Source organism: Pseudomonas sp. E6002 (assembly GCF_013385565.1).
Taxonomy (GTDB): domain Bacteria; phylum Pseudomonadota; class Gammaproteobacteria; order Pseudomonadales; family Pseudomonadaceae; genus Aquipseudomonas.
In genome coordinates this window covers 21,196-44,211 of the sequence record NZ_JACAPT010000017.1, presented here as the reverse complement: position 1 = coordinate 44,211, position 23,016 = coordinate 21,196, and the positions used below count along the sequence as shown (strand labels likewise).

The 23,016-nt window shown below is 61.8% G+C and carries 20 protein-coding genes; 15 read left to right on the top strand and 5 right to left on the bottom strand.

Annotated features, from left to right (window positions below):
• The first annotated feature begins 351 nt into the window (after positions 1 to 351).
• From HX815_RS14670 to tauD, 7 genes are all read left to right on the top strand, one after another.
• Positions 352 to 2,676 carry a Tex family protein gene (locus HX815_RS14670; RefSeq protein ID WP_177028474.1) on the top strand — a complete coding sequence of 775 codons (2,325 nt, stop codon included), beginning with the start codon at positions 352 to 354 and terminating at the stop codon, positions 2,674 to 2,676.
• The gene (locus HX815_RS14665; RefSeq protein ID WP_003213170.1) at positions 2,676 to 3,059 is read left to right on the top strand and encodes a PaaI family thioesterase; all 384 of its coding nucleotides are present in this window, start codon (positions 2,676 to 2,678) and stop codon (positions 3,057 to 3,059) included. Before HX815_RS14670 ends, HX815_RS14665 begins: the two co-directional genes overlap by 1 nt.
• A gap of 214 nt (positions 3,060 to 3,273) precedes the next feature.
• Entirely contained in the window at positions 3,274 to 4,857 is a 1,584-nt protein-coding gene (gene gshA, locus HX815_RS14660; protein ID WP_008435798.1) for a glutamate--cysteine ligase, read from the top strand.
• A gap of 246 nt (positions 4,858 to 5,103) precedes the next feature.
• Positions 5,104 to 6,081 (top strand): taurine ABC transporter substrate-binding protein, encoded by a 978-nt coding sequence (gene tauA, locus HX815_RS14655; protein ID WP_003213167.1) that lies wholly within the window; start codon positions 5,104 to 5,106, stop codon positions 6,079 to 6,081.
• 18 nt (positions 6,082 to 6,099) lie between these two features.
• Positions 6,100 to 6,879: a taurine ABC transporter ATP-binding subunit gene (gene tauB / locus HX815_RS14650; protein WP_023659332.1), complete on the top strand. Its 780-nt coding sequence runs from the start codon at positions 6,100 to 6,102 to the stop codon at positions 6,877 to 6,879.
• Complete coding sequence (gene tauC, locus HX815_RS14645; RefSeq protein ID WP_003213163.1) at positions 6,876 to 7,712, top strand: taurine ABC transporter permease TauC; 837 nt, start codon at positions 6,876 to 6,878, stop codon at positions 7,710 to 7,712. Before tauB ends, tauC begins: the two co-directional genes overlap by 4 nt.
• A gap of 21 nt (positions 7,713 to 7,733) precedes the next feature.
• A complete protein-coding gene (tauD, locus tag HX815_RS14640) occupies positions 7,734 to 8,570 on the top strand; it encodes a taurine dioxygenase (RefSeq protein ID WP_003213162.1) in 837 nt (278 codons plus the stop codon).
• 147 nt (positions 8,571 to 8,717) lie between these two features.
• Here tauD and mgrA read toward each other — a convergent pair whose 3' ends face one another.
• The 3 genes from mgrA to HX815_RS14625 all read right to left on the bottom strand — a co-directional run bounded on the left by mgrA (position 8,718) and on the right by HX815_RS14625 (position 12,245).
• The gene (gene mgrA / locus HX815_RS14635) at positions 8,718 to 9,755 is read right to left on the bottom strand and encodes an L-glyceraldehyde 3-phosphate reductase (RefSeq protein WP_177028473.1); all 1,038 of its coding nucleotides are present in this window, start codon (positions 9,753 to 9,755) and stop codon (positions 8,718 to 8,720) included.
• Positions 9,756 to 9,864: 109 nt separating this feature from the next.
• Complete coding sequence (locus HX815_RS14630) at positions 9,865 to 11,193, bottom strand: OprD family outer membrane porin (protein WP_080673292.1); 1,329 nt, start codon at positions 11,191 to 11,193, stop codon at positions 9,865 to 9,867.
• A gap of 161 nt (positions 11,194 to 11,354) precedes the next feature.
• Positions 11,355 to 12,245 carry a LysR family transcriptional regulator gene (locus tag HX815_RS14625; protein WP_008435806.1) on the bottom strand — a complete coding sequence of 297 codons (891 nt, stop codon included), beginning with the start codon at positions 12,243 to 12,245 and terminating at the stop codon, positions 11,355 to 11,357.
• 119 nt (positions 12,246 to 12,364) lie between these two features.
• On the opposite strand from HX815_RS14625, the gene HX815_RS14620 reads away from it, so the two are divergent.
• A complete protein-coding gene (locus tag HX815_RS14620) occupies positions 12,365 to 13,096 on the top strand; it encodes an SDR family oxidoreductase (protein ID WP_134325543.1) in 732 nt (243 codons plus the stop codon).
• 177 nt (positions 13,097 to 13,273) lie between these two features.
• The gene (locus HX815_RS14615; protein WP_177028472.1) at positions 13,274 to 13,522 is read left to right on the top strand and encodes a hypothetical protein; all 249 of its coding nucleotides are present in this window, start codon (positions 13,274 to 13,276) and stop codon (positions 13,520 to 13,522) included.
• 3 nt (positions 13,523 to 13,525) lie between these two features.
• Here HX815_RS14615 and betT read toward each other — a convergent pair whose 3' ends face one another.
• Together betT and epsC are read right to left on the bottom strand one after the other, a co-directional pair.
• Positions 13,526 to 15,487: a choline transporter BetT gene (betT, locus tag HX815_RS14610; protein ID WP_003211865.1), complete on the bottom strand. Its 1,962-nt coding sequence runs from the start codon at positions 15,485 to 15,487 to the stop codon at positions 13,526 to 13,528.
• A 449-nt stretch (positions 15,488 to 15,936) separates the two neighbouring features.
• Entirely contained in the window at positions 15,937 to 16,863 is a 927-nt protein-coding gene (gene epsC, locus HX815_RS14605; RefSeq protein ID WP_003211862.1) for a serine O-acetyltransferase EpsC, read from the bottom strand.
• A 166-nt stretch (positions 16,864 to 17,029) separates the two neighbouring features.
• Here epsC and HX815_RS14600 point away from each other — a divergent pair, with 166 nt between their 5' ends.
• The 6 genes from HX815_RS14600 (at position 17,030) to HX815_RS14575 (ending at position 23,012) form a co-directional block, all read left to right on the top strand.
• Positions 17,030 to 18,022, top strand: coding sequence for a D-cysteine desulfhydrase (locus tag HX815_RS14600; protein ID WP_003211860.1), 993 nt, complete (start codon positions 17,030 to 17,032; stop codon positions 18,020 to 18,022).
• Positions 18,023 to 18,253: 231 nt separating this feature from the next.
• Entirely contained in the window at positions 18,254 to 19,048 is a 795-nt protein-coding gene (gene tcyJ, locus HX815_RS14595; protein ID WP_003211859.1) for a cystine ABC transporter substrate-binding protein, read from the top strand.
• The gene (tcyL, locus tag HX815_RS14590) at positions 19,048 to 19,713 is read left to right on the top strand and encodes a cystine ABC transporter permease (protein ID WP_003211857.1); all 666 of its coding nucleotides are present in this window, start codon (positions 19,048 to 19,050) and stop codon (positions 19,711 to 19,713) included. The genes tcyJ and tcyL overlap by 1 nt, the downstream gene beginning before the upstream one ends.
• 3 nt (positions 19,714 to 19,716) lie before the next feature.
• Positions 19,717 to 20,463: an L-cystine ABC transporter ATP-binding protein TcyN gene (gene tcyN, locus HX815_RS14585; protein ID WP_003211855.1), complete on the top strand. Its 747-nt coding sequence runs from the start codon at positions 19,717 to 19,719 to the stop codon at positions 20,461 to 20,463.
• Between the two features lie 337 nt (positions 20,464 to 20,800).
• Positions 20,801 to 21,586 carry a hypothetical protein gene (locus HX815_RS14580; protein WP_177028471.1) on the top strand — a complete coding sequence of 262 codons (786 nt, stop codon included), beginning with the start codon at positions 20,801 to 20,803 and terminating at the stop codon, positions 21,584 to 21,586.
• Between the two features lie 184 nt (positions 21,587 to 21,770).
• On the top strand, positions 21,771 to 23,012 hold the full coding sequence (locus HX815_RS14575) for an SfnB family sulfur acquisition oxidoreductase (protein WP_177028470.1): 1,242 nt from the start codon (positions 21,771 to 21,773) through the stop codon (positions 23,010 to 23,012).
• Positions 23,013 to 23,016: the final 4 nt, after the last annotated feature.

Genomic DNA, 23,016 nt, shown 5'->3' with positions numbered 1-23,016 from the left:
CTCCTCTTATCTCGGCGCGCATTATGGCGTAGCTGCCGTTATACGCACCGTGTGCATTGTTAGCAGATTTTTCCTCTACCGCCAGCGAACCCGCGCCCTACAACCTTGGCGGCAATCCCCCCAAGGGCAGAACGCTGGTTATAATGCGGCGCCTTTGTGCAGGGCAACGTCAGTTCGTTACCGTTTACTGCCAGGGGATTTTTTTCACCCGCTTGTAGTGATTTTTTCGATTTCGAGGGTCAATAGGCTGCCTCTTGACCCAGGCAGCGGCGCCAGACGGGCCGCTCAACCAGCCTCGCGAGCCTTGTTTTCCGGGCCTGCGAGCCTGCTTTCAGAATTTCAGGTGGTTTTATGGACAGCATCAACAGCCGCATCGCCGAGGAACTCGGCGTACGCCCACAACAGGTCGAAGCGGCCGTCGCTCTACTGGATGAAGGCTCCACAGTGCCCTTCATCGCCCGTTACCGTAAAGAAGTCACCGGCAGCCTCGATGATATCCAGTTGCGGCATCTGGAAGAGCGCCTGCGCTACCTGCGAGAACTCGACGAACGGCGTATCAGCATCCTCGCCAGCATTGAGGAGCAAGGCAAGCTGACCCCGCAGCTGGAACGCGACATCAAGCTCGCCGACACCAAGACCCGCCTCGAAGACTTGTACCTGCCGTACAAGCAGAAGCGCCGCACCAAGGGCCAGATCGCCCTGGAAGCCGGCCTCGGCGAGCTGGCCGACGGTCTGTTCAACGACCCGTCCCTGGCCCCGGAAGCCGAAGCTGCACGCTTTGTCGATGCCGAAAAAGGCGTGGCCGACGTCAAGGCCGCCCTCGAAGGCGCCAAGTACATCCTCATGGAGCGCTTCGCCGAAGACGCCAACCTGCTGGAAAAACTGCGCAACTACCTGAAGCAGGAAGCCACCCTCAGTGCCCGCGTAATCGCCGGCAAGGAAGAGGAAGGCGCCAAGTTCCGCGATTACTTCGAACACGACGAGCCGCTGAAAAGCATGCCGTCCCACCGTGCACTGGCGATTTTCCGCGGCCGCAACGAAGGCATCCTGAGCTCCGCGCTGAAAGTCGGCGACGAGCTGCCAGGCACCATGCACCCGTGCGAAGGCATGATCGGTCAACAGTTCGGCATCCAGAATCAGAATCGTCCTGCGGACAAGTGGCTCAGTGAAGTCGTGCGCTGGACCTGGAAGGTCAAGCTCTACACCCACCTGGAAACCGACCTGCTGGGCGAGTTGCGCGACGGCGCCGAAACCGAAGCCATCAGCGTATTCGCCCACAACCTGCACGACCTGCTGCTGGCCGCACCCGCCGGCCCACGCGCAACCCTGGGCCTCGACCCGGGCCTGCGCACCGGCTGCAAGGTTGCCGTGGTCGACGCCACCGGCAAGCTGCTGGATCACGCCACGGTTTACCCCCACGTGCCACACAACAAGTGGGACCAGACCATCGCCATCCTGGCCGCCCTGTGCGCCAAGCACGCGGTGGACCTGATTGCCATCGGCAACGGCACCGCCAGCCGTGAAACCGACAAGCTGGCCGCCGAGCTGATCAAAAAATACCCAGGCATGCAGATGACCAAGGTGATGGTCTCCGAGGCCGGCGCTTCGGTGTACTCCGCGTCTGAACTGGCTTCCAAGGAATTCCCGGACCTCGACGTGTCGATCCGTGGCGCCGTGTCCATTGCTCGCCGCCTGCAGGACCCACTGGCCGAGCTGGTGAAGATCGACCCGAAATCCATCGGCGTCGGCCAGTACCAGCACGACGTGTCGCAGCTGAAACTGGCTCGCGGCCTGGACGCCGTGGTTGAAGACTGCGTGAACGCCGTGGGCGTGGACGTAAACACCGCTTCGGTTGCGCTGCTGGCCCGCATCTCCGGCCTCAACGCCACCCTGGCGCAGAACATCGTGACCCACCGCGACGAAAACGGTGCGTTCAAGACCCGTGCAGCGCTGAAAAAAGTCGCACGCCTTGGCGAAAAAACCTTCGAGCAAGCCGCCGGCTTCCTGCGCGTCATGAACGGTGACAACCCGCTGGATTCCTCGGCTGTCCACCCGGAAGCCTACCCGCTGGTACAACGCATCGCCGCTGAAACCGACCGCGACATCCGCTCGCTGATCGGCGACGCCGCGTTCCTCAAGCGCCTGGACCCGAAGAAGTACACCGACGAAACCTTCGGCGTGCCGACCATCACCGACATCCTGCAAGAGCTGGAAAAACCTGGCCGCGACCCGCGTCCCGAGTTCAAGACCGCCGAATTCCAGGAAGGCGTCGAAGACCTCAAGGACCTGCAACTGGGGATGATCCTCGAAGGCGTGGTGACCAACGTGACCAACTTCGGCGCGTTTGTGGATATCGGCGTGCATCAGGACGGTTTGGTGCACATCTCTGCGCTTTCGGAGAAGTTCATCAAGGACCCGCGTGAAGCGGTGAAAGCCGGTGATGTGGTCAAGGTCAAGGTCATGGAAGTCGACATCCCGCGCAAACGCGTCGGCCTGTCGATGCGCATGAGCGACACCCCGGGCGAGAAAATCGACGGTGCCCGCGGCGCACGCCCGGGCTCGGCGCCACGCCAATCCCAAGGCGCCGCCCCCCGCAAGGAAACCGCTGCGCCAGCCCCGGCCAACAACGCCATGGCTTCGCTGTTCGCCAACGCCAAACAACTGAAGAAACGCTAATGGAACTGCCAGCCGGCTTGACCCACAGCGCTTTCAGCGAACTCATTGGCTGCCGCCTGCAGCGCCTGGAAACCGGTGTTGCCGAGGTGGCCTTGACCCTGGAACCGCAGTTGCGCAACCGCGCTGGCAAGCTCCATGGCGGGGCGATCTTCAGCCTGGTGGACATTGCCATGGGGCTGGCGTGTTCCAGCTCCCATGGTTTCGACCAGCAGAGCGCGACCATCGAATGCAAGATCAACTACATCCGCGCCGTTTCCGACGGCGATGTGCTGTGCACCGCTCGAGTGATTCACCCGGGTCGGCGCACGCTGGTGGTCGAGGCGGACGTGTACCAGGACGAAAAACTGGTCGCAAAAGCACAAGGCACCTTCGCTGTCCTATAGCTCCCTGTCATCGATTTGAGTTAATTTCGGCGCTTCGAAAGTTGCGCCGAACTTTTCCTCGTGCGCGATAGCCAGATTCAGGGACGAGGGCGGCTCTTTCAGAGTGGGTCAATCCGGCTCAAAAACCAGGCGATAACGCCAGTTTCCACTTCACCCTTGTAGACCGTCCTGACCACCCCCATATTGGGGCGACTGACGCGTGAAGGAATCCAACTTGAGCGAACTTCTCAACCGCCGCCTGGCCCTGCTCGGCAAGCACGAACACCTCTCTTTGCTCGAGCAATGCCTGCACGGCATCGAGCGCGAATGCCTGCGCGTCACCGGTGAAGGCCGACTGGCACAAACGCCGCATCCCGAGGCCCTGGGCGCTGCACTGACCCACGAACAGATCACCACCGACTATTCCGAGTCGCTGCTTGAGTTCATCACGCCGGCGTTGCCCAACCCGGCCGATACCCTGAGCAGCCTCGACAAGATCCACCGTTTTGCCTACAGCAAGCTCGGCAGCGAGTACCTGTGGAGTCCATCGATGCCGTGCCCGTTGCCGGCCGAGGAAGATATTCCGATTGCCTACTACGGCACCTCCAACATCGGACAGCTCAAGTACGTGTATCGCAAGGGCCTGGCCCTGCGGTACGGCAAGACCATGCAGTGCATCGCCGGGATCCACTACAACTTTTCCCTGCCGGAAGACCTCTGGCCGTTGCTCAAGGAAGCCGAAGGCTTTGTGGGGACCGACCGGGATTACCAGTCCACGGCCTATATCGCGCTGATCCGTAACTTCCGCCGCTACAGCTGGCTGCTGATGTACCTGTTCGGCGCCTCGCCGGCCCTGGACGCGGGTTTCCTGCGCGGTCGTTCGCACCAGCTCGAAGTGCTGGACGCCGACACCCTGTACCTGCCGTACGCTACCAGCCTGCGCATGAGCGACCTGGGTTACCAGAGCAACGCCCAGGCCGGCCTGACGCCGTGCTACAACGACCTGGCGAGCTACACCGACAGCCTGCGCGAAGCTGTGGCAACACCCTACGCACCGTACGTCGAAGTCGGTACCCATAAGGACGGTGAGTGGGTTCAGCTCAACACCAACATCCTGCAGATCGAAAACGAGTACTACTCCAACATCCGGCCCAAGCGCGTGACCTACACCGGCGAGCGGCCGATCCAGGCGCTGATGGCCCGTGGCATCCAGTACATCGAAGTGCGTTGCCTGGACATCAACCCGTTCCTGCCGATGGGCATCGACTTGCAAGAGTCGCGCTTCCTCGATGCGTTCCTGCTGTATTGCGCGCTGAATGACAGCCCGCTGTTCGCCGACAATGAGTGCGGCAACGCCACCTCCAACTTCCTCAGCGTGGTCAAGGAAGGCCGCCGTCCGGGCCTGCAATTGCAGCGCCGTGGCGAATCGGTGGACATGAAGGAATGGGCGGCAGAGCTGCTGGAGCAGATTGCTCCGCTGGCGGCGATGCTGGACCAGAGCCAGGGCATCAATGAACACAGCCAGGCGCTGGACGCGCAGCTGGCGAAGGTCAAGGATTCGTCCCTGACCCCGTCGGCCCAGGTGCTGGCGGCGATGAGCGAGCGTAAAGAGAGCTTTGCGCAGTTCTCGCTGCATCAGAGCCAGGTGCATGCGGAGTACTTCCGCAGCGAGCCGTTGAAGGCAGAGGAACAGGCACGTTTTGAGGAGCTGGCGCGCAGTTCGCTGGCGCAGCAGGCGGAGCTTGAGCAGAACGAAGTGGGTGATTTTGACGTGTTTGTCGGGTCGTACCAGGCGAGCATCCTCGCTATCAGCAACTAAAAGGCTGACACAGACCCCTGTGGGAGCGGGCTTGCTCGCGAAAGCGTTGTATCAGTCGATGTATTCGGTGACTGATTCACCGCTTTCGCGAGCAAGCCCGCTCCCACATTTGACCTATGCGCCTTCTAGCCTGGCGCGCGAGTTTCTCCTCATAAGCTAATTCGAAAATGTTATTTATTTTCGGATTCTTAGATCATTTAGTCTTCTCACACGCCGACCTCCGGCCGCCTGATGAGGACTTCCCCCTTGAAACTGCACTTCCCCCTTCGCCTCTTGGCGGCGTTGTCCCTGGCCGGTGCCAGCCTGTTTGCCCAGGCCGCGGACGTGACCATCGCTTACCAGACCACCGTTGACCCGGCGAAAGTCGCCCAAGCCGACGGCGCTTACGAAAAAGCCACCAACGCCAAGATCGACTGGCGCAAATTCGACAACGGTGCCGACATCATCGCCGCCATCGCTTCCGGTGACGTGCAGATCGGCTACCTCGGTTCCAGCCCGCTGACCGCTGCCGTGACCCGCAAGGTTCCGGTGGAAACCTTCCTGATCGCCACCCAGATCGGCGGGGCCGAGGCCCTGGTGGCCCGCAACGGTTCCGGGATCAACAGCCCGCAGGACCTGATCGGCAAGAAAGTCGCCGTGCCGTTCGTTTCCACCGGCCACTACAGCCTGCTGGCCGCGTTGAAGCACTGGAACATCGACCCGTCCAAAGTGACCATCCTCAACCTCGCCCCGCCGGCCATCATCGCCGCCTGGAAACGTGGTGATATCGACGCCACCTACGTGTGGGACCCAGCGCTTGGCGTAGCCAAGGAAAACGGCAAGGTACTGATCACGTCCGGCGAACTGGCCAAGTTCGGCGCGCCGACCTTCGATGCCTGGATCGTGCGTAAGGATTTCGCCGAGAAGCACCCGGAAATCGTCACGGCTTTTGCCAAGGTCACCCTGGATGCCTACGCCGCTTACCGCAAAGACCCACAAGCCTGGCTGGCTGACAAAGGCAACGTCGACAAACTGGTGAAGCTCTCCGGGGCCAAGGCCAGCGACATTCCGCTGCTGCTGCAAGGCAACGTCTACCCGCTGGCGGCTGACCAGGTCACCCTGCTCGGCGCACCGACCACCAAGGCTGTCACCGATACCGCCGCGTTCCTCAAGGAACAAGGCAAGGTCGACGCCGTACTGCCGGACTACGCCCCGTACGTCAGCCCGAAGTTCATCACTAACTGATACCAGGAGTTAACCGCGATGGCCTTGCTACAACTGGAGCGCATCAGCGCACAGTACCCAGGCAGCCCGGAGCCAGTACTGGCAGATATTTCCCTGAGCCTTGGGCCCCAGCAATTGCTGGTGGCCCTCGGCCCTTCCGGCAGTGGCAAGACTTCGCTGTTGAACCTGATTGCCGGCTTTGTCGAACCCAGCGCCGGGCGCATCACCCTTGACGGTGTGCCGGTAAAAGGACCGAGCGCCGAACGCGGCGTGGTGTTCCAGGACGACGCCCTGCTGCCCTGGCAGGACGTGCTGGCCAACGTCGGCTTCGGCCTGGAGTTGGCAGGCGTGCCCAAGGACCAGCGGGAAATCCGCGCCCGGGAAATGCTCGCCCTGGTGGACCTCGCCGGTTTCGACAGCCGCCGTATCTGGCAACTCTCCGGTGGCCAGAAGCAACGTGTCGGACTGGCCCGTGCATTGGCTGCCGACCCCCGCGTACTGCTGATGGACGAACCCTTCGGCGCCCTTGATGCCTTCACCCGCGAACAGATGCAGGAGCTGTTGCTGCAAGTCTGGCGGCGCACGGCCAAACCGGTATTCCTGATTACCCACGACATCGAAGAAGCGGTGTTCCTCGCCACGGATTTGATTCTGCTGGCGCCCAACCCCGGCCAGATCGTCGAGCGCCTGAGCCTGGACTTCGGCCAGCGCTACGCCGCCGGTGAGTCGGCACGCGCGATCAAGTCCGACCCGCGCTTTATCGAAACCCGCGAACACGTGCTGGGCAAGGTGTTCTCGCAAAGGCAGGTGTCCGCATGAGCAGTTACGAATTACCGGCCACGGCCACCAAGCCGGCGAGCAAACCCGTCGTGCCCGTACGCCGCAGCCTGAGCACCCGCTGGATCAGCGTGCTGACCCTGGTGACCCTGGTTGCCATCTGGTGGGCCGTGACCGCCAGCGGGCTGATCGAGCCGCTGTTCCTGCCACCGCCTTCGGCCGTGCTGCAAAAAGGCTGGCTGCTGGCGACCACCGGCTACATGGATTCCACCCTGTGGCAGCACCTGGGCGCGAGCCTCAAGCGCATCGGCCTGGGCCTCGGCTTTGCCGTGCTGACCGCTGTGCCGGTGGGGATTGCCATCGGTTCCAACCGCATCGCCCGGGGCATTCTCGACCCGCTGATCGAGTTCTACCGGCCGATTCCACCACTGGCCTACCTGCCGCTGATCGTGATTTGGTGCGGCATCGGCGAGCTGTCCAAAGTACTGCTGATCTACCTGGCGATTTTTGCGCCGATCGCCATCGCGACCGCCACCGGCGTACGTACCGTCGACCCGGCCAAACTGCGCGCCGCGCAGTCGTTGGGCGCTACCCGGGCACAACTGATTCGCCATGTGATCCTGCCGAGCGCCCTGCCCGACATCCTCACCGGCGTGCGGATTGGCCTGGGCGTGGGTTGGTCGACCCTGGTAGCCGCAGAATTGATCGCGGCCACCAGCGGCCTGGGCTTCATGGTGCAGTCCGCCGCGCAATTCCTGGTCACCGACGTGGTGGTGCTGGGGATTCTGGTGATCGCGCTGATCGCCTTCGCCATGGAAATGGGCTTGCGTGCCCTGCAGCGCAAATTGGTGCCGTGGCATGGCCAGGCACACTGAGAAATTTTCGACGAGAATCCCATGAGCAGCCTGACCGTAACACCTCTCAGCACCGCCCTTGGCGCCCAGATCAGTGGCGTCGACATCACCCAACCGCTGAACATTGAAGACCGCGACGCCATCGAACAGGCGCTGCTCAAGCATTCGGTGCTGTTCTTCCGCAACCAGCCGATCAACCCGCAGCAACAGGCGCGGTTCGCGGCGAATTTCGGCGACCTGCACATTCACCCGATCTACCCCAACGTGCCGGAGCAGCCAGAAGTGCTGATCCTCGACACCGCCGTGACCGACGTGCGCGACAACGCCATCTGGCACACCGATGTGACCTTCCTGCCCACCCCGGCCCTCGGTGCGGTACTCAGCGCCAAGCTGCTGCCGGAGTTTGGTGGCGATACGTTGTGGGCCAGCGGGATTGCCGCGTATGAGGCGCTGTCCGAGCCGTTCAAGAAACTGTTGGACGGTTTGACGGCAACCCATGACTTCACCCGCTCCTTCCCGCTGGAACGTTATGGCAACACGCCGGAAGATTTGGCGCGCTGGGAAGAAGCCCGGCGCAAGAACCCGCCGCTGTCTCATCCGGTGATTCGTACCCACCCGGTGAGCGGGCGTAAATCGCTGTTCGTCAGCGAGGGGTTCACCAGCAAGATCAACGAACTGGAGCCGGCGGAAAGCGACGTGGTGTTGAAGCTGCTGTTTGCACATGCAACACGGCCGGAATTCACCATTCGCTGGCGTTGGCAGGAAAATGACGTGGCGTTCTGGGATAACCGCGTGACCCAGCATTACGCGGTGGATGATTACCGGCCGCAGCGGCGGGTGATGCATCGGGCGACGATTCTTGGAGATGTGCCGTTCTAGCAGGCACACCACAAATCAAATGTGGGAGCGGGCTTGCTCGCGAAAGCGGTGAATCAGTCGACATATCCAGTGACTGACACTCCGCTTTCGCGAGCAAGCCCGCTCCCACATTGGGTAGAGGTTGATGCAGGAATCGGGCTCTACCGCTTATTCAGCCGTAGACGGCTTCTCCCACAAGTTAATCCCGCCTTCCTGGGCAAACCGATCAATCTCCGCCAGTTCCTGCGCGCTGAAGCTCAGGTTCTGCAACGCACCGACGTTTTCAATGATCTGCTCCGGCCGGCTCGCGCCGATCAGGGCGCTGGTGACCCGTGGATCACGCAACGTCCACGCCAACGCCATCTGCGCCAGGCTTTGGCCACGGCGCTTGGCAATTTCATTCAGCGCGCGGGCGTGGGCGATGTTGGCCTCGGACAAGTGCTTGGCCTGCAACGAACCACCCCCCGGACGATTGACCCGCGCATCCGCCGGTACGCCGTTGAGGTATTTGTCGGTCAGCAGGCCCTGGGCCAATGGCGTGAACGCGATCACCCCGGCACCGAGTTCTTCGGTGACGTCCAGCAGGTCTTTTTCCACCCAGCGGTTGAGCAGGTTGTAGGCCGGCTGGTGGATCAGCAGCGGGACTTTCCACTCCTGGAGCAGCGCCGCAATTTCCCGGGTTTTCACGCCGGAGTAGGACGAGATCCCGATGTACAACGCCTTGCCCTGTTGCACGGCGGTGGCCAGTGCGCTGGCGGCTTCTTCCAGCGGGGTGTCGGCATCAAAACGGTGGGAGTAGAAGATGTCCACATAGTCGACGCCCAGGCGTTGCAGGCTCTGGTCGAGGCTCGCCAGCACGTACTTGCGCGAACCGCCGCCCTGGCCATAAGGGCCCGGCCACATGTCCCAGCCCGCCTTGCTGGAGATGATCAGTTCGTCGCGGTAATGCTTGAAGTCTTCCCGCAGCAAACGACCGAAGTTGATCTCGGCGCTGCCGTATGGAGGGCCGTAGTTGTTGGCCAGGTCGAAGTGGTTGATACCCAGGTCGAACGCGGTGCGCAGCAAGGCGCGCTGGGTGTCGATCGGGGTGCTGTCGCCAAAGTTGTGCCACAGCCCCAGGGACAGTGCCGGCAGCACCAGTCCGCTGCGACCTACGCGGCGGTAAGGAATAGATTCATAGCGGTTTTCGGCAGCAATGTAAGTCATCGAATCCTCTCTTGGACTTGGGGCAAATAAGGCCCGGGAATAAGCATATTCCCGGGCCTTTTAAGCAGCTGAATCGCTTAAGTCTGCCTATCCCTTTTACAGCAAAGTCCTACCAGAGTGGAACGACGTAGCTTACATAGAAGCGGTTTTCATCTTGCACCGTGGCACCGGTGATATCCGGGCTGGCGTGGGCATTTCGCCAGGTCACGCCCAGGCCTTTGAGGGTGCCGGTGGGCACCTGGTAAGCCACGGTGACGTTACGTTCCCATTCGCTCGTAGTGCCTTGGGTGGTGCGGATGTCATCACCGTGTGCGTAGGACGTGGCGAAGGTCAGGCCGTTAAGGCCGAGTTTGCCGAAGTCATATTTGTACTGCGCCAGCCAGGTGCGCTCGCCGGCATGCTGGAACTTGTTCAGTTGCATGTTGGTGAGTGCCGGGGTGTCGGCGCCCGATCCCGGGCCCTGGTTGCTGGCACCGCTGTTCAGGCCGGAATCCAGGTACGGGAAGTCGCTGTCGCCGCTGTTTTTCTGGATGCCCAGGCCGACGGTATGGCCGTCCAGGCTGTAGCTTTCCAACAGGCTGACGGTGGACTGGTTGATGCGGCCCTTGGAGGTGCCATCGCCGTAGAGACCCGCAGCCGAATAGTCTTTGTCGCCCGCGGCGTTTTCACCCACACCCAGGCTGCGGTACAGGCGCACGTCGGTGTCGATCGCGCCGACAGGCAAGGCGTCATGACGCTTGGCACCGAGGAAGAACTGCTGGTAGTAATCCTCAAGGTTGGAGTACCACAGGCTGACGGTGGTGTCCGGCAAACCTTTGTAGTCCGCGCCGCCGTAGAGGAAGCGATCGCTCTCTTTGGTGCCGCCGGCGGTGATCATGCCCTGGTCGCCGGTTTCGTTGCGGATCTTGGTCTTGAGGATGTCACCGGCGGTAAAGGTGAAGTCGGTCAAGTCCTTGGAAACCAGCTGCACGCCGGTGTTGGTCTGCTGGTACAGGCGGCCGTCGGTGTTGGCCAGCACCGGGTTGTTGCCGTACAGCGTACCGACGCGCAATTCATCCTGGGCGAAGCGCATCTTGAAGGTCGGGCTGAGCACGCCGAACTGGTCGGCCGACTTGCCGTTATCCAGCGGGAACATGCTGCCGGGGTAGCGGCCCTGGTGATCCTTGTCATTGAGGTCGCCGCCGGAGTCCAGTTTCAAACCGTAGAACGCCTGCAGGTCCAGGCCAAAGCCCACCGGCCCGTCGGTGTAGCCGGACTTGAAGTTGAACTCAAAACCCTGGCCCCAATCACGGATGCTGTGGGCCTTGTTATTGCTGTTCACCACATCCCGCCCCTGCTGGTTGAGGTAGCGGTTGAGCAGGGTCACGTCGGCGTGGCTGTCATCGATAAAATCGGCGTGGGCGGACAGCATAAAGCTCGCCATGGCGGCACCCACCATGGGGCTTAATAACGTCTTCATTGGTACCGGTCTCCGTCACTGTTCTGAAATGAAAGCGTCAAACGCTTCACACAATTAGGCGATGGCCATGTGACAGTTCGGAGTCAAAACACCCTTTACCCGGATGAAATTAAATTTAAGAAACCCAGTAAAGACGCGGGTTAGCGGGCAGTGGCGAAGATTTCGGCGAGCCAATCGACGAACACTCGCACCCTCGGCGACATGTGTCGGTTTTGCGGGTAGAGCACCGAAACCGGCATGGGCGGCGGTGGTGTATCAATGAGGATTTCCTGCATAACGCCCTGGTTGATCAGCTCGGCGATGCGGTAGTGCGGGCACTGGATAATGCCCAGTCCGGCGACTGCGCTGGCGGCATAAATCTCTGCGCCGAACACCGACAGCGCCCCCTCGATCGTCACTTCCTGCACCTGGCCGTCGACCATGAATTCGAAGGGGAACAGCTTCGCGGTGGTGCGTGAAACATAGTTCACCGCACGGTGCTCGCCCAGGTCGGCGAGGCGCTTCGGCTCGCCGTATTTGCGCAGGTAGGCCGGGCTCGCGCAGGTCACCTGGCGCAGCGTCGCAACCCGGCGACCGATCAATGCCGAATCCCCCAGGGTGCCCGCCCGCAGCACACAATCCACGCCTTCGGCGATCAGGTCGACGAAGCGGTCCGCCTCGCTGATGGACAGCTCGATTTCCGGGTAGCGCGCCATGAATTGCGGCAGCGCCGGGATCACGAAGTACTTGGCCAGGGTGCCGTGCAAATCCACCCGCAGGCGGCCCTTGGGGGCCACCGAACGGAAGGCCAGTTCCGCCTCTTCCAGCTCCGCCAGCAGTTGCACACAGCGCAGGTAATAGGCCTCGCCATCCAGCGTGGGGCGGACGCGGCGGGTGCTGCGTTCCAGCAGGCGCGTGCCGAGCCAGGCCTCGAACTGGTTGAGGGTGTGGGTCAGGGTGGCGCGCGGCAGGTTCAGGTCATCGGCCGCCAGCGTGAAGCTGCTGCGTTCGTAAATCCTCACGAACACTTTCATCGCTTTGACCTGGTCCACGGCGCGTCTCCATTGTTGGCGATTCTTGAACAGTCAAGGCAACTCTGGCGCATTTATCGGCCTGGGTAAACATGTGAATCTGCCTCCACACCCAACCACTGCCCCAAGGAAACCAGATCATGACTACCCAAGTTGCTATCGTTACCGGCGCCTCACGCGGCATCGGCGCCGTGGTTGCCAGACAACTGGCTGCCGACGGTTATGCCGTCGCCATCAACTACGCCAACAGCGCCACCGAAGCGTCAAGGCTGGTAGTGGAGTTGCGCCAGGCCGGCCACCAAGCCATAGCGATCCAGGGCGACGTGGCCAGCGCCGCCGACGTCAAGCGCCTGTTCGACGAGACCGAAGCCCAGCTGGGCAAGGTTGATGTGCTGATCAACAACGCCGGGATCCTCAAGGTGCTGCCGCTGGCCCAACACAGCGATGAGCTCTACAACCAGAACTTCGACATCCATACCCGCGGCACCTTCAACGCCCTGCGTGAAGCCGCCACCCGCCTGAACGACGGCGGGCGCATCGTCAATTTCTCCAGCAGCACCGTCGGCCTCAACTTCCCCGGTTATGCGGTGTACATCGCCAGCAAGGCGGCGGTGGAATCCCTGACCCAGGTGTTCGCCAAGGAAATGCGCGGCCGGCGCATCACCGTCAACGCCGTTGCCCCGGGGCCGGTGGCGACCGAACTGTTCCTGCATGGCAAAAGCGAAGAGCAGATCCAGGGCCTGGCCAAGATGGCACCCCTGGAACGCCTGGGCCAACCGGAAGATATCGCCAGCGTGGTGGCGTTCCTGGTGAGCCCGGCCGGTGGTTGGGTGAACGGGCAAATCCTGCGGGCCAATGGTGGTTTGGTCTGAAGGCCGGCAAACGCTCGTTCAACGGCAAACTACTATTGTGGCGAGGGAGCTTGCTCCCGCTGGAGTGCGCAGCGCTCCCATCTTTTTTGGGGCCGCTGCGCAGCCCAGCGGGAGCAAGCTCCCTCGCCACAGGTTTGGTGTTCATGGAAAATCAGCGGGTATCAGGAGACTTAAGATATGCACACCGCCCGCGTCATCACCGCCGGCCTGATCCTCCTCGCGCTGATGCTGTTCATCGGCCAAAAGCTGGGCGTCAGCCGGCACATTCTGGCCTACAGCTTTGTCGGGATCTGGCTGGTGGTGTCGGTGGTGAACGGCGCGGTAGGCGTGGTCACTGCCGGCCAGCCCCTGGTCTCGGAGCTGGTGATCGGCAGCGGGGTATTCGGTGCGCCGTTGGTGGCACTGGCCCTGTTTATCAGGACCTGAGCCTTAACGAACCAGGTGCAGGAACTGCATGTGCCGTTCGTACTGGTCGAGGATGTCGTTGATGATCTGCTCCTTGGTGTAGCCCACCAGATCGTAGTCCTGACTGCCCTCGCTCAAGTGCACTTCCGCCCGGTAGTAGCGGCGGTTGTTGAGCTGCTTGGAACCCATGCCGCCCCGTGCGAATGACGGGGTGAAATAGCCGCGCATCTGCACCTGATACACAAACGGGTGCTGCTCGCCGTGGCCGATCTCCAGGCTGACGCTGTCATTGGCCGGGTCAGGCTGGGTGACCACGTTGAGGCCTTTTTCGACAAACACCGCCGTCACTTCTTCGATGGCCGGGCGCACCGTGGTCTCGAGGAAACGGTACACCTCATCCCGTGACGGGAAATGCACCGCCTGGCTCAGGCGCTGGCGCCAACCGCCCGTGCCCTTGCGTGAGCCCGATACCGGCGCGAGGGAATGCATCTGCGCAATCTGCTTCTGCGACTCAAGGTAGAACGCCTTGTGCAGCCCCCACATCATCAGCAGCAGGATCATCGAGAACGGTAGCGAGGTCAGGACCACGGCCGACTTGAGCGAGTCGATGCTGCCGGCAAACAGCAGCGCGCTGGTCACCAACGCGGTCATCGCGCCCCAGAACACCCGCAGCCACTTCGGCCCGTCTTCATCGGCGTTGCCGCCTTTGGCCGACAAGGTCGAGAGCACCACCGTGCCGGAGTCGGCCGAGGTGACGAAGAACACGAAGCTGATAAACACCGTGACCGCGATAACGGTCTTGCTCCACGGGTAGGTTTCCAGCAGCAGGTAGAGGCTCATCGACGGGTCATCAATGGCCGACTGTCCCAGCGCCGTGAGGCCGTGGTTGAGCACCTGGTCGATGGCGCTGTTGCCGAAGATCGACATCCACGCCAGGGTGAAGCCCAGCGGGATCAACAGCACGCCGAACACGAATTCACGGATGGTACGACCGCGGGAAATGCGCGCGATAAACAGGCCTACGAACGGCGACCATGCGATCCACCAGGCCCAATAAAACACGGTCCAGCCGCCCAGCCAGTCGCTCGGTTTGTCGTAGGCGTAGAGGTCGAAACTCTTGGTCGGCAAGGCGCCGAGGTAGTCGCCGATGTTCTGGATCAGGGTGTTGAGCAAGTGTTGGGTAGGGCCGGCGAACAACACGAACAGCAGCAGCGCGCAGGCCAGCAGCATGTTGATGTCGGACATCACCCGCACGCCTTTATCGACACCGGAGACCGCCACCAGGATCGCCGCGCCCATCATCAAGGTGATGAGGCCGACCTGGATCCACTGGGTGTGGGCCACGCCGAACAGGTAATCGAGCCCGGAGTTGAGGTGCAACACGCCAAAGCCCATGTCGGCGCCGAGGCCGAACACCGTGGCGATGATGCCGAAGCCGTCCACCGCATAACCGATGGGGCCGTTGATGCGCTTGCCGATCAGCGGGTACAGCGCCGAGCGCAACGCCAGCGGCAGGTTATGCCGGTAGGCGAAGTACGCCAGGGCCATGCCGACGAAGGCGAACACGCCCCAGCCATGCAGGCCCCAGTGCAGAAACAGGATCTGCATGGCCTGGCGCGCCGCGTCACCGTTCAGGGCCTCGCCCTGGGGCGGTTGCACCAGGTGAGTCAGGGGTTCGGACACGCAGAAGAAAAACAGCGTGATGCTGATCCCGGCGGCGAACAGCATGCCGGCCCAGGACAGGTAACTGAATTCGGGCTCGTCGTGGTCGGCACCGAGTTTGATCTTGCCGTAGCCCGATAACGCGGTGACCACCACGAAGACCAGATACAGGGTCATCGCCAGCATGTAGTACCAGCCGACCGTGTTGGCCGCCCAGTTTTGTGCGGCCAGCAGCCAGGCGCCGGCTTGTTCGGGAATCGCGATGACGGTCAGGCCGAACAGCAGGATGAAGCTCGCTGCGAAGTAAAACACCGGCGGATTCATGCGGACCAGACCGCTGGAAGGTGTGGACGATGCACTCATGTAGGGCGCACCTCAAGGGTATGGGATGTGGCTGTAAAAAACGGACTCAGCAAAGGTAAGCCTCCTGTTGTGAGCGGGCAGCGAACCACCGATTTAACTTGAACGAACAGTCAAGTTAAACATGGATAGGGGTTTGAGGACTAATCGCAGGGCCGAGTGGTAGGTGTTTCCTACACTAGCTCAAGGAAAGGTATGACGTATGGGGATGACGAAACGTTCAGCGATTGCTGAGTGAAATACGGCTCGAATTTGGGTAGTGCGGCTCAAATTTGGAATGCAGACAAAATGTGGGAGCGGGCTTGCTCGCGAATGCGGCGTGTCAGCCAACACTTCTGGCGACTGATACACCGCATTCGCGAGCAAGCCCGCTCCCACATTGGATCTGTGTGATCGTTAGAGAGGGTGCTGCTCTATTTCTGCGTCCCATCATCATGCTGCAGATTCGCCTGGGTCAGGTTCGCCCCCGCCGGCACACTGCGCGTCAGCCACACATTGCCGCCAATGGTCGAGCCCTTGCCGATGGTAATCCGCCCCAGGATCGTCGCCCCGGCGTAGATCACCACGTCATCCTCGACAATCGGATGCCGCGGATGGCCTTTCTGCAATTGCCCATCCTCATCCGCCGGGAAACGCTTGGCGCCCAATGTCACGGCCTGGTAGATCCGTACCCGCTCGCCGATGATCGCCGTCTCGCCAATCACCACACCCGTCCCGTGGTCGATAAAGAAGCTCGGGCCGATCTGCGCGCCCGGGTGGATATCAATCCCGGTCGCCGAGTGCGCGATTTCCGCGCTGATGCGCGCCAGCAACGGCAACCCCGCCCGATACAAGTGGTGCGCCAGGCGATGGTGAATCACCGCCAAAATCCCCGGGTAGCACAACAGCACTTCGTCCACGCTGCGCGCCGCCGGGTCTCCGTGGTAGGCGGCGAGCACGTCGGTGTCCAACAGGCTGCGCAAGCCTGGCAACGCCAGGGCGAAATCCTGGATCAGGTGGATGGCATGGGCGTCGACTTCACTGTCATCCTGGCCGCCTTGGCGTGCTGCATACCGCAGCTCCAGCCGCGCCTGGGCGAGCAACGCGTTCAGCGCCACATCCAGGGTGTGGCCGACGTAGAAGTCTTCACTTTCTTCACGCAGGTCCACCGGCCCCAGACGCATGGGGAACAGCGCACCACACAACGCCTCGAGAATCTGCGCCACGGCTTCCCGTGAAGGCAGCTCGCGACCACCCTGCTCGCCGCTGACCCGGCCATTGCGGGTGCGCCACTGGTCCCGGGCGCTGCGCAGCTGGCTGACGATGGTCTGTAATTGCCAATGACTGGAACGCTCACTCACGGTCTTCACTCCTGACGAAATGCCCACCACTTTACGGCAAGGCACCTGAGCGTCCTTAAGAACCAATAGTGCAATGCTAATAACCCGTCGACATAAGCGATTGGCGGTTGCCGACGCAAAAGTGCCTGCCTATAGTCCCAGCATCTCTGACCACCCGTGCGTAGCCATGATCAAACAACAGCTCGACCGCTTTAACCGTCTGGAACTGCTGGGCGGCGCCACTGCCCTGGAAAAACTCGAGCGGCTGTCGGCCTGGCTGGGGCGTGACGTCTACGTCAAACGCGACGACACCACGCCGCTGGCGATGGGCGGCAACAAGCTGCGCAAACTTGAATACCTTGCCGCCGATGCGCTGGCCCAGGGTGCCGATACCCTGGTGACCGCCGGCGCGATCCAGTCCAACCATGTACGCCAGACCGCTGCGCTGGCCGCCAAGCTGGGCCTGGGCTGCGTTGCCCTGCTGGAAAACCCGACGGGCACCGAAGACCCCAACTACCTGGCCAACGGCAACCGCCTGTTGCTGGAGCTGTTCGACGCCAAGGTCGAGTTGGTGGAGAACCTGGACAACGTCGACGACCAGCTCAACGCCCTCGCCGACCGCCTGCGCAGCAACGGCAAGAAGCCGTACCTGGTGCCCATCGGCGGCTCCAACGCCCTCGGCGCCCTGGGTTACGTGCGCGCCGGGCTGGAGCTGGCCGGGCAGATTGAAGACAGCGGCATCCCGTTCTCCACCGTGGTCCTGGCCTCCGGCAGCGCCGGCACCCACAGCGGCCTGGCCCTGGCGCTGGCCGAAGTGCTGCCCGACCTGCAAGTGATTGGCATCACGGTGTCCCGTACCGACGAAGCCCAGCGCCCCAAGGTGCAGGGCCTGGCCGAACGTACGGCCGAATTGCTCGGCGTGCCGCTGCCGGACGCGTTCAAGGTGATCCTGTGGGACGAGTACTTCGCCCCCCGTTATGGCGAGCCGAGTGCCGGCACGCTGGCGGCGATCAAGCTGGTAGCCAGCCAGGAAGGCCTGCTGCTGGACCCGGTCTACACGGGCAAGGCCATGGCCGGGTTGCTGGATGGCATTGGACGCCAGCGCTTTGAAGAGGGGCCGATCATCTTCCTGCACACGGGTGGCGCACCGGCGTTGTTTGCTTATGATTCGAGCTTTTAATATTCCATAAAGAAATATCAATCTGATTTTATATTATTTTCAAGTCTTAAAAACCGGCTTTATAGTCGCGCCGTAGGCGAGCTTGATGGCGATACGCATGACTGGGCAGATCCAAAACACCGAGTTGATGCAATCGCGGGCAAGCCCGGCTCCCACACACCGCGCTTTTAAGGCAGGATACGACTACCGCGTCACCTGCATCGCTCAACATAAAAAACACAGGGGCTCTTCATGACTATTTCCGTATTCCGTCGCACGTTACTGGTTGGCACATTGGGGCTGGCGCTTGGCGCCGGGTGGCTCGGTCAGGCAGTTGCCGGCGAGCAGTTGGACAACATCAAGAAAGCCGGCGAAATCAAGATTGGCCTGGAAGGCACCTACCCGCCGTTCAGCTTCGTCGACGAAAGCGGCAAGCTCAGCGGTTTCGAGGTCGAGTTGTCTGAAGCGCTGGCCAAGAAGCTGGGCGTCAAGGTCAAGCTGCAAGCCACGCCGTGGGATGGCATCCTCGCCGCCCTGGAATCCAAGCGCCTGGACGCGGTCGTCAACCAGGTGACCATCTCCGATGCGCGCAAGGAAAAGTATGACTTCTCCAAGCCTTACACCGTTTCCGGGATCCAGGCGCTGACCCTGGCGAAGAACGTCGACACCATCAAGACCGCCGACGACCTGGCCGGCAAGAAAATCGGTGTGGGCCTGGGCACCAACTACGAACAATGGCTCAAGGAAAACCAACCGAAAGCCATCGTCAAAACCTACAACGATGACCCAACCAAGTTCCAGGACCTGCGCATCGGCCGTGTCGACGCCATCCTGATCGACCGCCTCGCCGCGCTGGAATACGCCAAGAAAGCCAAGGATACAGCCGCCGCAGGTGCTGCGTTCTCCCGTCAGGAAGCCGGTATTGCCCTGCGCAAAGGCGAGCCTGAACTGCTGGCCGCGGTGAACAAGGCTCTGGACGAACTGCGCGCCGACGGTACCTTGAAGAAGCTGTCCGAGAAGTACTTCAACGCTGACGTTACTCAATAATGGAAGCAGGTTTCCAACTCGCGCTGGACTCCGCGCCCTTTCTGCTCAAGGGCGCGTACTTCACGGTCATCCTTAGCCTCGGCGGGATGTTTTTCGGCTTGCTGCTGGGCTTCGGCCTGGCCTTGATGCGCCTCTCGCGCTTCAAGCTGTTGAGCTGGACCGCCCGCGTCTACGTGTCGTTCTTTCGCGGCACGCCCTTGCTGGTACAGCTGTTCCTGATCTACTACGGCTTGCCGCAAGTGGGCATCGAGCTGGATCCGATCCCGGCGGCCATGATCGGCTTTTCGCTGAACATGGCTGCTTACGCCTGTGAAATCCTGCGTGCCGCCATCGGTTCCATCGAGCGCGGCCAGTGGGAAGCTGCGGCCAGTATCGGCATGACCCGTGCGCAGACCCTGCGCCGGGCCATCCTGCCGCAGGCCATGCGCACGGCCTTGCCGCCGCTGGGCAACAGCTTTATTTCCCTGGTCAAGGACACTGCCCTGGCCGCCACCATCCAGGTGCCGGAGCTGTTCCGCCAGGCGCAATTGGTCTCGGCCCGTACCTTCGAAATTTTCACCATGTATCTGTCCGCCGCCTTGATCTACTGGATTCTTGCCAGCGTCCTGGCGCACGTGCAAAACCGCCTGGAAGCACGAGTCAACCGGCATGACCTGGAGTCTTGAAGCATGATCGTGGTTGAAAAACTGACCAAACAATTCAAGGGTCAGGTGGTGCTTAACGGGATCGACCTTGAGGTCAAGGAAGGCGAAGTCGTCGCCATCATCGGCCCCAGCGGTTCCGGCAAGACCACCTTGCTGCGCTGCCTGAATTTCCTCGAAGAACCCACCAGTGGCCGAATCAAGGTCGGTGACATCGAGATCGACAGCAGCCGCCCGCTCAACCAACAGCAAAGCCTGGTGCGGCGCCTGCGCCAGCACGTGGGCTTTGTGTTCCAGAACTTCAACCTGTTCCCGCACCGCACGGCCCTGGAGAACGTCATCGAAGGCCCGATCGTGGTCAAGAAGATGCCCCGGACCGCCGCAGATGCCCTGGGCCGCAAGCTATTGGCCCGGGTCGGCCTGGCAGGCAAGGAAGACGCCTACCCACGCCGCCTCTCCGGTGGGCAGCAGCAACGGGTTGCCATTGCCCGGGCCCTGGCGATGGAGCCGGAGGTGATCCTGTTCGATGAGCCGACTTCAGCCCTGGACCCGGAGCTGGTAGGCGAAGTGCTGGCGACCATTCGCAGCCTCGCGGAAGAAAACCGCACCATGGTCATCGTGACCCACGAAATGAGTTTCGCCCGGGATGTGGCCAACCGGGTGATCTTCTTCGACAAGGGCGTCATTGTTGAACAAGGCGAAGCCAAGGCGCTGTTTGCCAACCCGAAAGAAGAACGTACCCGGCAGTTTCTCAGCAAGTTCATCAACAACTAACTTGCGCCGATTCATTGTAAGAAGCTTCGCTTTATAGAGTTGCCGAAAGGCAACTCGCCTCTTTAGTGTTTTTGGGGAAACACCCTTTATTCATTGGGTAAAAGTCACCCTGAAGCACGCACTTGCAGCGCCCTCCCAGTAAGACCCTTCTGAATATTCCATAACCCCCTGTTTGCCCCGCCCAGCCTCTTGACGCCAACTAACCAAGCCTCTTATCTAACGCCCAGAGGATTGGATCCATTCTGGTTTTTTATTAAATCGTTTCTTTCGGACTACGTCGCCTGCCCGCGCCTGATGTCCGGAACGATTGCTGCTGGCTGCACCAAGGAGATTATTTATGAAGCGTATTTCCACCCAGGCGCTGCTCACTGCCCCGACCTTGCCCCAGGCCCATCGAGAAGGCATCAATGCCCTCGCTGCGACAAACCTGCAGGTCGATATCGCGCCTTACTGCGGCATGGACGAGGGCGACCTGATCGAGTTGTTCTGGAACAACTGCTTTGCCGCCTCCCGGCGCATCACCGCCGGCAAGATCGGCATGCCCACCAGCCTGCGAGTGCCGGAGAGCTTTGTGCAAAATGGCCCGGCACGGATTCATTACCGGGTCATGCAGGTCGGCCACGGCCCGGCGCGCTCGGCCATCACCCGGGTGCGGGTCAAGACCGACTACCCCGGCGGCATGCCCTCGGCACTGAGCCTTGATGAAAACCAGAACCTGGCCGCCGTCAGCCTGCCCGAGACCATCCGTCGCCATGGCGTCAACAGCAGCCAGATCCGCCGTGGCGTGCCCCTGACCATCGAGCCGTACCTGAACATGGCGACCGATGACGAGATCACCCTGCGCTGGGGTGACGTGCGCCTGGACCTGCCGAGCATCCAGGCTGGCGATGTGGGCAAGGCGGTGCAGGTGTGGGTGCCGTCGGCCATCATTGTCGAGGCTGGGGACGACCATCGCCTCGAAGTGACCTACTGCATTCTCGACCGGGTCGGCAACAATTCAAGCTGGGCGCCAGCCCGCATCCTGCGCATCGCCGCGCTCGCTCCCCAGGCCCCGACCAGCCCCGCCAGGGCCCCGCTGGCCTACCAACCCCGTCGCCCCGGCTCGCCCTGTGAACCGGGGTGACAGACCTTCTATGCATATTCCTAAAAGTTAGTTTATTAAAAAATTTAACACGCTTAGGGTATATGCACCGGACCACCGGACATTCCTGATTTTTTTATCTTTTCAACGGATGTGAGGTAGGTATGGTCAAAATTACCCCGGTGCGTAACGCCAGGGCATTGCGTGCAGCCAAGGAGCGGCGCTGATGTCTAACTTGGCACAAACACCCCCCCAGAGTGATCTGGACGTTGCCCCGCTGTTGTTGCCCGCCAAAGTGCTGCGCAACGACGCCGAGGCCCTGAGCGCCGCCCACGAGCTGGCACAGGCCGCGCGCCTGCAAGCGGCCAGGCGCGATCAGCAACGCAAACTGCCCTGGGCTGAAATCGAACACTTCACCCGCAGCGGCCTGGGCAGTATTTCCATTCTCCGTGAGTACGGCGGCCCGCAGGTGTCCTTCGTGACCCTGGCCGAGGTGTTCGCGATCATCAGCGCGGCCGACCCGGCGCTGGGGCAAATCCCGCAGAACCATTTCGGCATCCTGCACGTGCTGCAAGGTGCGGCCAGCGAGCGCCAGAAAAAGCAGCTGTTCCAGAGCGTGCTGGACGGCTGGCGCATCGGCAACGGCGGCCCGGAACGCGGTACCAAAAACACCCTGGACCTCAAGTCACGCATCACCGCCGAAGGTGACGGCTACGTCGTCAGTGGCCAGAAGTTCTACTCCACTGGCGCGCTGTTCGCCCATTGGGTGGCGGTCAAGGCCTTGAACGATGACGGCAAAGTCGTCATGGCGTTCGTGCGCCGTGGCACCGAAGGCCTGCGTATCGTCGATGACTGGTCCGGCTTTGGCCAACGCACCACCGCCAGCGGCACAGTGCTGCTGGATCAAGTGGCGGTGGACGCCGAACTGGTGGTGGAAACCTGGCGACTCGGCGAAACACCGGGCATCCAGGGTGCAGTCTCGCAATTGATCCAGGCGGCCATCGATGCCGGCATCGCCCGTGGCGCGATCGACGACACCATCAGCTTTGTACGCGAACGCTCGCGGCCATGGATCGACGCCAAGGTCGAACGGGCCAGCGATGACCTGTATGTGATCGCCGATATCGGCAAGCTGAAGATCGAACTGCACGCCGCTGAAGCCCTGCTGCGCAAGGCCGGCCAGGTACTGGACCAAGTCAGCGCCGCGCCGATCACCGCGCAGTCCGCCGCACGCGCCTCGATTGCCGTGGCCGAAGCCAAGGTGCTGACCACCGAGATTTCCCTGCTCGCCAGCGAAAAGCTGTTCGAGCTGGCCGGCAGCCGCGCGACCCTCGCCGAATTCAACCTCGACCGCCACTGGCGCAACGCCCGGGTGCACACCCTGCACGACCCGGTCCGCTGGAAGTACCACGCGGTGGGCGCTTACCACCTCAACGGCACTTTGCCTGCCCGACATTCCTGGATTTAACCGA

Coding starts and splice junctions, on each gene's coding strand:
- tauB (WP_023659332.1), top strand. CDS start 6,100: ATGGCCTTGCTACAACTGGAGCGCATCAGCGCACAGTACCCAGGCAGC.
- HX815_RS14580 (WP_177028471.1), top strand. CDS start 20,801: ATGAAGCGTATTTCCACCCAGGCGCTGCTCACTGCCCCGACCTTGCCC.
- tcyL (WP_003211857.1), top strand. CDS start 19,048: ATGGAAGCAGGTTTCCAACTCGCGCTGGACTCCGCGCCCTTTCTGCTC.
- tcyN (WP_003211855.1), top strand. CDS start 19,717: ATGATCGTGGTTGAAAAACTGACCAAACAATTCAAGGGTCAGGTGGTG.
- HX815_RS14600 (WP_003211860.1), top strand. CDS start 17,030: ATGATCAAACAACAGCTCGACCGCTTTAACCGTCTGGAACTGCTGGGC.
- HX815_RS14615 (WP_177028472.1), top strand. CDS start 13,274: ATGCACACCGCCCGCGTCATCACCGCCGGCCTGATCCTCCTCGCGCTG.
- HX815_RS14630 (WP_080673292.1), bottom strand. CDS start 11,193: ATGGTGGGTGCCGCCATGGCGAGCTTTATGCTGTCCGCCCACGCCGAT.
- HX815_RS14575 (WP_177028470.1), top strand. CDS start 21,771: ATGTCTAACTTGGCACAAACACCCCCCCAGAGTGATCTGGACGTTGCC.
- tauC (WP_003213163.1), top strand. CDS start 6,876: ATGAGCAGTTACGAATTACCGGCCACGGCCACCAAGCCGGCGAGCAAA.
- mgrA (WP_177028473.1), bottom strand. CDS start 9,755: ATGACTTACATTGCTGCCGAAAACCGCTATGAATCTATTCCTTACCGC.
- tauD (WP_003213162.1), top strand. CDS start 7,734: ATGAGCAGCCTGACCGTAACACCTCTCAGCACCGCCCTTGGCGCCCAG.
- betT (WP_003211865.1), bottom strand. CDS start 15,487: ATGAATCCGCCGGTGTTTTACTTCGCAGCGAGCTTCATCCTGCTGTTC.
- tcyJ (WP_003211859.1), top strand. CDS start 18,254: ATGACTATTTCCGTATTCCGTCGCACGTTACTGGTTGGCACATTGGGG.
- HX815_RS14620 (WP_134325543.1), top strand. CDS start 12,365: ATGACTACCCAAGTTGCTATCGTTACCGGCGCCTCACGCGGCATCGGC.
- HX815_RS14670 (WP_177028474.1), top strand. CDS start 352: ATGGACAGCATCAACAGCCGCATCGCCGAGGAACTCGGCGTACGCCCA.
- HX815_RS14665 (WP_003213170.1), top strand. CDS start 2,676: ATGGAACTGCCAGCCGGCTTGACCCACAGCGCTTTCAGCGAACTCATT.